The organism is Candidatus Pantoea communis, from assembly GCF_011752685.1.
GTDB lineage: Bacteria > Pseudomonadota > Gammaproteobacteria > Enterobacterales > Enterobacteriaceae > Pantoea > Pantoea communis.
This window is the reverse complement of sequence record NZ_VWXC01000003.1, coordinates 278,100-285,551: the sequence shown is the minus strand read 5'-3', so window position 1 is coordinate 285,551 and position 7,452 is coordinate 278,100. Positions and strand designations below refer to the sequence as shown.

Genomic DNA, 7,452 nt, shown 5'->3' with positions numbered 1-7,452 from the left:
ACGGTCGGCACACCGGTTTTCTTCATCGCGGTGATCGCAGACACTTTGTCGCCCATCAGGCGGATGGTGTCAGCTTTCGGGCCGATGAAGATAAAACCAGAGCGCTCAACCTGCTCGGCGAAATCGGTATTCTCAGAGAGGAAGCCGTAGCCCGGGTGGATCGCCACGGCGCCGGTAATTTCGGCGGCAGAGATCAGGGCCGGGATATTCAGGTAGCTTTTGACCGACTGTGCCGGGCCGATGCAGACGGTTTCGTCCGCCAGCAGCACGTGCTTCAGATCGCGGTCAGCAGTGGAGTGAACCGCAACGGTCTTGATGCCTAATTCTTTACACGCGCGGAGAATTCGCAGAGCGATCTCACCGCGGTTAGCAATGACAATTTTATCCAGCATGCTTCGCCTCGTTATTCGATGACGACCAGCGGCTCGTCAAATTCAACCGGCTGGCCGCTTTCCACCAGGATCGCCTTAACAACGCCGGATTTATCGGCTTCGATCTGGTTCATCATTTTCATCGCTTCAACGATGCACAGAGTGTCGCCGGCGTTCACTTTCTGGCCGACTTCAATATAGGCTTTCGCGTCCGGGCTCGGCGTGCGATAGAAAGTGCCGACCATCGGAGAACGCACGATGTGGCCGGTGATTTCCGGCTTAGCGGCTTCAGCCGGCGCAGCGGCTGCAGGTGCAACGGCGGTCGCCAGTGCAGGCTGCTGCATCACTGGCGCAGCATAAGCCTGTTGCATGACCGGGTAGCCAGCGTTTGCAGGTGAACGGCTGATACGAACTGACTCTTCGCCTTCAGAGATTTCCAGCTCGGAGATGCCGGACTCTTCAACCAGTTCGATCAGTTTCTTAATTTTACGAATATCCATGAAAAACTTTTCCTACGCGTTATCAACTCGCAGCAGTTATAGCAGAGGGCATTCTTGAGCAGGACATAGGGAGTTCAGTTGGGGTTATAAGGAAAAGGTGGCGGAGTGGATCGTTGGTCATCTGAATTTTATGCCGAGGTGGGGATATCGTGGATAATATTGCAGTTTGAGAGGTAAATGACATATTAGAGAGGCGTAATCTTATTACGCCTCTTATGAATAACCGTTACTTCTTCAGACTAATTTTCTGCAGGGCTTCCCACAGCCGCGTTTTATCATCCTGTTCCAGATTCGCTTGATCAAGCGTGTGCAGAAAGGCGGCTTTATCGGTGAAGGGTTTGCCCTGCGCTAACTGCGCACGGATACCACTCAGAATGCTGGCGCTCAGCACATTAATTTTGCTTCTGACCTGATCCAGCGGCAAAGGCTGCCAACCTTGTTCAGGTGTGGAGAGCCAATCTGCGCGATAGCGATATTGAATCGCTTTTGCTGCATCCATCTGAGCCTGCACAAAGGGTTTCACAGACTCGCCCGCTAAGCCCAGCTTTTCGGCTTGCTGCACAGCACTGGCCAGCACTTTTTCTTCTTGCGGCAGATCTTCAATCGCAAGATGATTGGCGGCTTTATAACCGGCCACATCCTTCATATAGGACAGGCGTTGATTGATCAGGGAAGCCACATCGCTATCAATGACAGGTGCCGCCAGCGCGGTGGCCGAGCAAGACAACCCAATTAACAAAATGATCTTACTGAAATAATTCCGATTCATCTCTCTTAGCCTCTTTTTCCATGAGTCACATTGCGTCGCTAATTTAACTTTTTTTTTCTGGCACCGAAACCTTTCCGCCCACTCCAGCGAACTGATGTATTGAGTCACTTAAACCGGACCTCCCTTACATCGCAGGAGCAGATAATGAAATCGTTTAAAACCCTCGTTTGTACTCTGAGCATCACCGCCGCATTGGGCCTCTCTGCCACCGCTTTTAACGCCAGCGCCGCGCTGCCGGTTGGTGCAAAGGCACCAAATTTCGAACTGCAAGGTGCATTAGCCGGCAAACCATTGACCTTCTCGCTGCAAAAAGCGCTGCAAAAAGGGCCAGTGGTGCTTTACTTCTTCCCGGCCGCATTCAGTGCGGGCTGTACGATTGAAGCGCATGACTTCGCCGAAGCCACCGACAACTTCACCAAAATGCACGCCACAGTTATTGGTGTGACTGCAGGCAATACCGATCAGGTGAGCGATTTCTCTAAACTGGAGTGCCGTGACAAATTCGCTGTTGCCGCCGACCCAGGTGCTAAAGTGGCCGCTCAGTATCAAACCACCATGCAGATGAAAGGCAAAACCCTTTCCGATCGCACCTCTTATGTGATTGCGCCTAATGGCGACATCCTGCTGAGTTACACTGATAGAAACCCGGATACGCACATCGAGAAAGCCCTCGCCGCCGTGAAGCAGTACGACGCTGCACATCCGCAAACTAACTAAGCAAAGAGGCCAGCGATGTTAACCGCCATGCTGGCCGCCTTTATTGGCGGCATCATTCTGAACTTAATGCCCTGCGTCTTTCCGGTCATCTCCCTGAAAGCGCTCGGCCTGTTGCGCCACACTGACAATGCCGCCAACGCGCGTCGTGAAGGTTTAGGCTTTTTACTGGGCGTGATCGTTACCATGATGGCGCTAGCGGGTATTTTGCTGGCCGCGCGTGCAGGCGGTGCAGCTGTAGGCTGGGGATTCCAGTTACAGTCCCCCCTGGTGATTGCCCTGCTATCATTGGTGATCCTCGCCGCTGCGCTCAATCTGCTTGGCGTATTTGAAGTGGGCCTGTCGGTTCAACGTGTTGGATCCGTTGAAATCAATCGCGGCGCCTTCTTACGTTCTGCACTCACTGGCGTATTGGCGATTTTGGTTGCCACCCCTTGTGCGGCACCGTTTATGGCTAGTGCGATCGGCTATGCCCTGGTGCAACCCCCTGCTGTGGCGCTGGTGATCTTCTTCGCCCTGGCACTCGGTTTCGCAGCGCCTTTCACACTGATTTCTCTTTTCCCTCAGCTGGCGAGATTCTTACCTCGTCCAGGCGCATGGATGGATGTACTGAAGCGTGGTTTAGCCTTCCCGATGTTTGGCGCTTATGCCTGGCTGGTGTGGGTGCTCGCGCAACAGGCAGGCAGCGCGGCATTGGCTACACTGTTAGCAGCCTCTGTGGTAGTGGCATTCGCGGGCTGGCTATATGGGATGGCGCAACATCGCCGCTTTGCCGGTAAAGGCCATAAAGTGCTGTTCGCCGTGACCGCCGTATTGGTTATCGCCGTGCTGGCCCCACTGCCGCAGTTAATTCAACCGGGCGCAGCGCTGGCAGGTGACCAGGTAGCCAGCCAGCTCACTAAAGAGAAGTGGACACCGCAAGCCGTCGCCTCTCAACGTGGACACGGTAAAGCCATCTTTGTCGATTTCACAGCCTCATGGTGTATTACCTGTCAGGTGAATGAAAAAACCTCCCTTTCGACGCAGGCAGTGAAAGACGCGTTGGCAAAAACCGGTACGGTGTATATGGTGGCGGACTCCACCAAGTTTAATCCCGATGTCGATGACGCCATGAGCGAGTTTGGTCAGGGCGGACTGCCGATGTATCTGGTTTACCCCGCCGATGGCGGGCCGCCAAAAGTGCTACCGCAAGTGCTGACACCGAGCATTGTGGTGAATGCGCTGCAAGCGGCCAGCACCAAGGCGTAATTGTTTCAAGGCGGATTATGCAAGCAAGTGATAGCGCGCGCGAAAGTTGGCCCGCGCTAATGGAACAGGCGCAGGCGGGCGATCAGCTCGCCTACACCCGACTGCTCAAAGCGCTAGTGCCGGTGATACGCGGGCAAATACGCCAACAACTCACCGACCAGGCATTAGTGGAAGATGTGATTCAGGATGTGCTGTTAACAGTGCATCGGGTGCGTCACACCTATGATCCTGCCTACCCGTTTTTACCCTGGCTGATGGCCATCATCTCCGCTCGCGCAGTCGATGCCCTGCGGCGACGCGGACGCCATCAGCAATGGGAAGTCCATGAAGAAACGCTAACTGAAGCTGTCATTGCGCCAGAGGCACCATCGCTGGATACACAAGAGGAACTGGCTGGCTATCTGCGCCAGCTTCCCTCGCGCCAGCGCGAGATTGTCGAGCATGTTCACTTGCGCGAAATGACCCTGACGGAAGCGGCAGAACATAACAATTTGAGTGTGGCAGCGGTGAAGTCGCTGCTGCATCGCGCGCTGAGTAATCTGCGTCGCTTTGGAGCACACCATGAATAACCATGACCTGTTAATCGAAAAACTCAGCCGCGACATGCAGCCCGTTCAACCGATGCGGCCGACTTATTGGCGTGTCTTAGTGTGGCTGCTACTGGCACTGCCCTGCGGCATCGTCGCCAGTTTTCTGGTCCAGCGTACGTTAACCGATTGGTCACAACCCGGTGCGATGCGCGCGCTCATCCAGTTGGCGCTGGCGTTTGTGCTCGGCTTGTTCGCGATTCGTAATGCGTTCAACATGAGCATCCCTGGCCGACGCAGTGTCAGTTGGAAAGTGCTGTTGCCTCTGGGTTTATTGTGGTTGGGATTGAGCCTGAGCAGTATCCCGCACGCCGTAGTGGAGGCACATGATAATGACAGCACGCGCTGTTTTACCTTCCTGTTAGTGGTGAGCACACCGATGATGGTGCTGATGATTGCCAGTTTACGCAAGACACGTGCACTCCATCCGGTACGCAGCCTGGCGATGGCCGGACTGGGCATATCCTGCATGGCCGTCACCATGCTGGCGTTTTGCCATCCGGTGCATCTGCACGCCATGGATTTTGTCATGCATCTGGCCGCGATTGCGGTGATTATTGCTCTGACAGTGCTGCTTGGTCGCCGCTGGGTAAGATTAGGTTGAGGTGATAAAAGGATGTCATTCTCCCTCTTAAAATAGAAAACAGGAGTCTGGCTCTCATTAAATCTACCTCATCACTATCCTTTGATGTGTTAAGTTAATTAATGGAGAGAGGCAATCAAGTGAAGGAATACACATGCCAGTGCTTAACAAGGGGGATTCAAATATGGCCATAATGCCAATGTCATACAGCCCCAATACATTACAACGACGTTTTGAGATTATTGATGAGTTTGAAATGGGTAGTTTTACTTACTGGATTATCTATGATCGAAAAACACCTTTTTCAGCAGTCGTCGATGCTGGTCCAGCATTAATTGAGAACGATTTACGCCATCGCGTCATTGCTACGTTGGAACTGATTCGCGTTGAAAATTTTGATGGGCTCAGCGTAAAGTCATTCTGGCAAGATGCTGCCGCGCTGCAGGTTGAAGGGGTTGTTGTACAAGAGATCATGCAAGGTTTTGGTCTGGCAACCCGCATGTATGAAAACTTGGTGGTGCATCAACATATCACGCTGATGAGTGATCATCACCACTATGAAGGCGGAAAAGCACTTTGGAAACACATTGCGCAAAAGTCTCGTCTGTTGCAGGTTTTTGTTTTAGATACAAACGAAGGTAAATTTTATCCCTACGATGGCACCAAAATACGTTATGACGGCATTTGCATCCCCGAAAGTAAAATATGGAGCGTTCATCCTGATGAATCCTTGCAGGGGATTATTTTGATTGCTGAGGCTAAAGAAAAAGTCTCAGCATTATCCATCCCTGTTATATAAACAGGTAAAGATAAAGGTGAGTAAAACGGCAGCGCATGAAATGTAAAATATCGCGCTGCCCGTCTTTCTGAGTTCCTGTAATTAAAACCCAACCATTAGGCTTCTTCAGCCACCTTCTTTTCTTCATTACGAGCAATGTCGTAAGCGGCTTGAGCCTGTTCCATCACCGGGCCGTACTCCATCGCCCAACTCGCCAGGGCCATAAAGGGCTGCTGCAGCGTCTGCGCTAAAGGTGTGATGCTGTATTCCACGCTCACCGGCGAAGTTGGTAGCACTTTACGGTTCACAAGACCATTGCGCTCCAGACGTTTGAGCGCATCCGCCAGTGCCTTATGCGTAATCCCATCCAGTCTGCGGCGAATCTCATTGAACCTTGAGGGCTGTGTGCAAAGCACGGTGAGAATTAATATTGACCATTTATTGGTGATGTTTTCCAAAACAGGTCGGGTTTTACCAATATCAATCAATGGCTTGTCAGTTTTGTCATTCATGGCGATATACCCGTATATATCTGATATAAACTAAGTGCGTAATTGATATCAAGTATAGTTTTTATATCATCTGGGTTCCACTCTTTAAGGAGTATTGCAGATGAGCAGATTAGAAAACAAAGTTGCCGTAGTACTGGGCGGCGCAAAAGGTATCGGTTTGGCGATCAGCCAGCGTTTCGCCAGCGAAGGAGCAACAACCTGGTTTACCTCCCGTCGTGAAGAAGAATTAGCTACTGCCAGCCGCAAGATATCCGGCATCGCGAAGCCATTACGCGCCGATGTTAGTCAGAACGAAGAGCTGGCCGATATTATGGACACCATCAAAAGCACGTCAGGCCATTTGGATGTGTTGGTGATCAATGCGGGTATGTCGGAATACGCCCGATTAGACGAGATCAGTGAGTCTCACTACGAGCAGATTTTCGGACTTAACGTGCGCTCGCCGCTCTTTGCCTTACAAGCTGCATTGCCCCTGCTGAAACCTGGCGCGAGCGTGGTGTTGATTGGCTCGATTGCGGATGTGATTGGCACGGAAGGCTATGGTGTTTACTCTGCCAGCAAAGCCGCTCTGCGCTCCTTTGCCCGCACCTGGACCCGTGAACTCGCCGCACGCGGTATCCGCGTCAATGTGGTCGCACCCGGCCCTGTGGATACCGAAATGATGGCAGCAGCTTCAGAACAGGTTCGAAATGGACTCACCAGCGCCATCCCCCTCGGCAGAATGGCAAAACCGGAAGAGGTGGCGAATGCTGCGTTGTTCCTTGCCAGTGATGAAAGCAGTTACATTGCGGGCGCTGAGATCTGCGTTGATGGTGGATTGACCCAGGTTTAGATGCGGCATACAAACAGCCATCGCAGGATGGCTGTCACTTCATTTCAGGGCAGACACGGTTCGAAATCAGTATGCTTTTCTCACCACACCTTAGGCACTCCAGGATCACTCACCCATCACAACATCGAATCACTGATATTGGGCGGAGGACTCACGCGCATCACCACTTTCATTGGAATATTTTTAGCGGGATGGCCTTTTTCAAATCGCCACTTATTCACCGCTCTTATAACCGCGTCATCAAACAGATGGTCGGGTGTGGATTGCACAATGCGCATTTCACTGACCTTCCCTTGCGCATCGACATCATAAAAAAATTGCACCTTTCCTTCGATATGATTCTTTGCAGCATAAAAAGGGTAGTCAGGTTTATCCATTCGCAGGGCTTTAGGATGTTCTTTATTGGCGGATGAAGTGGTACAACCTGATAATGCCAGAGTGAGAATGATGGGTATGACCTTAAACATAACAACCTCCTGTTGTTGAGAATCATTCTCATGTTATCATCACATGATATCAACAAGATAGAGCCAGTTTAACGTAAAGAATCCTTCATTA

General features: G+C 51.7%; 11 protein-coding genes. 6 read left to right on the top strand and 5 right to left on the bottom strand.

Annotated elements, in window-relative coordinates:
* The 3 genes from F3J37_RS07330 to F3J37_RS07320 all read right to left on the bottom strand — a co-directional run.
* Positions 1 to 392: biotin carboxylase N-terminal domain-containing protein (locus F3J37_RS07330; RefSeq protein WP_304623228.1), on the bottom strand; the 392-nt coding region annotated here is incomplete at its 3' end.
* 11 nt (positions 393 to 403) lie between these two features.
* Entirely contained in the window at positions 404 to 871 is a 468-nt protein-coding gene (accB, locus tag F3J37_RS07325; protein ID WP_166932749.1) for an acetyl-CoA carboxylase biotin carboxyl carrier protein, read from the bottom strand.
* Positions 872 to 1,097: 226 nt separating this feature from the next.
* A complete protein-coding gene (locus F3J37_RS07320; RefSeq protein WP_166932747.1) occupies positions 1,098 to 1,640 on the bottom strand; it encodes a chorismate mutase in 543 nt (180 codons plus the stop codon).
* Between the two features lie 144 nt (positions 1,641 to 1,784).
* Between F3J37_RS07320 and F3J37_RS07315 the strand changes: the two genes are divergently transcribed.
* The 5 genes from F3J37_RS07315 (at position 1,785) to F3J37_RS07295 (ending at position 5,571) form a co-directional block, all read left to right on the top strand.
* A complete protein-coding gene (locus tag F3J37_RS07315; RefSeq protein ID WP_058960236.1) occupies positions 1,785 to 2,357 on the top strand; it encodes a peroxiredoxin in 573 nt (190 codons plus the stop codon).
* A 15-nt stretch (positions 2,358 to 2,372) separates the two neighbouring features.
* A complete protein-coding gene (locus F3J37_RS07310; protein WP_160867169.1) occupies positions 2,373 to 3,602 on the top strand; it encodes a protein-disulfide reductase DsbD family protein in 1,230 nt (409 codons plus the stop codon).
* A 17-nt stretch (positions 3,603 to 3,619) separates the two neighbouring features.
* Entirely contained in the window at positions 3,620 to 4,171 is a 552-nt protein-coding gene (locus F3J37_RS07305; protein ID WP_166932745.1) for a sigma-70 family RNA polymerase sigma factor, read from the top strand.
* Complete coding sequence (locus F3J37_RS07300) at positions 4,164 to 4,793, top strand: NrsF family protein (RefSeq protein WP_166932743.1); 630 nt, start codon at positions 4,164 to 4,166, stop codon at positions 4,791 to 4,793. The genes F3J37_RS07305 and F3J37_RS07300 overlap by 8 nt, the downstream gene beginning before the upstream one ends.
* A gap of 133 nt (positions 4,794 to 4,926) precedes the next feature.
* Positions 4,927 to 5,571, top strand: a complete 645-nt coding sequence (locus F3J37_RS07295) for a hypothetical protein (protein ID WP_240154078.1) — start codon at positions 4,927 to 4,929, stop codon at positions 5,569 to 5,571.
* A 95-nt stretch (positions 5,572 to 5,666) separates the two neighbouring features.
* Here the strand turns inward: F3J37_RS07295 and F3J37_RS07290 are convergent, their stop codons facing one another.
* The gene (locus F3J37_RS07290; protein ID WP_166932741.1) at positions 5,667 to 6,062 is read right to left on the bottom strand and encodes a winged helix-turn-helix transcriptional regulator; all 396 of its coding nucleotides are present in this window, start codon (positions 6,060 to 6,062) and stop codon (positions 5,667 to 5,669) included.
* 100 nt (positions 6,063 to 6,162) lie between these two features.
* Between F3J37_RS07290 and F3J37_RS07285 the strand changes: the two genes are divergently transcribed.
* A complete protein-coding gene (locus F3J37_RS07285) occupies positions 6,163 to 6,894 on the top strand; it encodes an SDR family NAD(P)-dependent oxidoreductase (protein ID WP_097118884.1) in 732 nt (243 codons plus the stop codon).
* Positions 6,895 to 7,010: 116 nt separating this feature from the next.
* On the opposite strand, the gene F3J37_RS07280 is transcribed toward F3J37_RS07285, so the two are convergent.
* Positions 7,011 to 7,361, bottom strand: coding sequence for a TonB family protein (locus tag F3J37_RS07280; protein WP_166932739.1), 351 nt, complete (start codon positions 7,359 to 7,361; stop codon positions 7,011 to 7,013).
* Positions 7,362 to 7,452 lie beyond the last annotated feature (91 nt).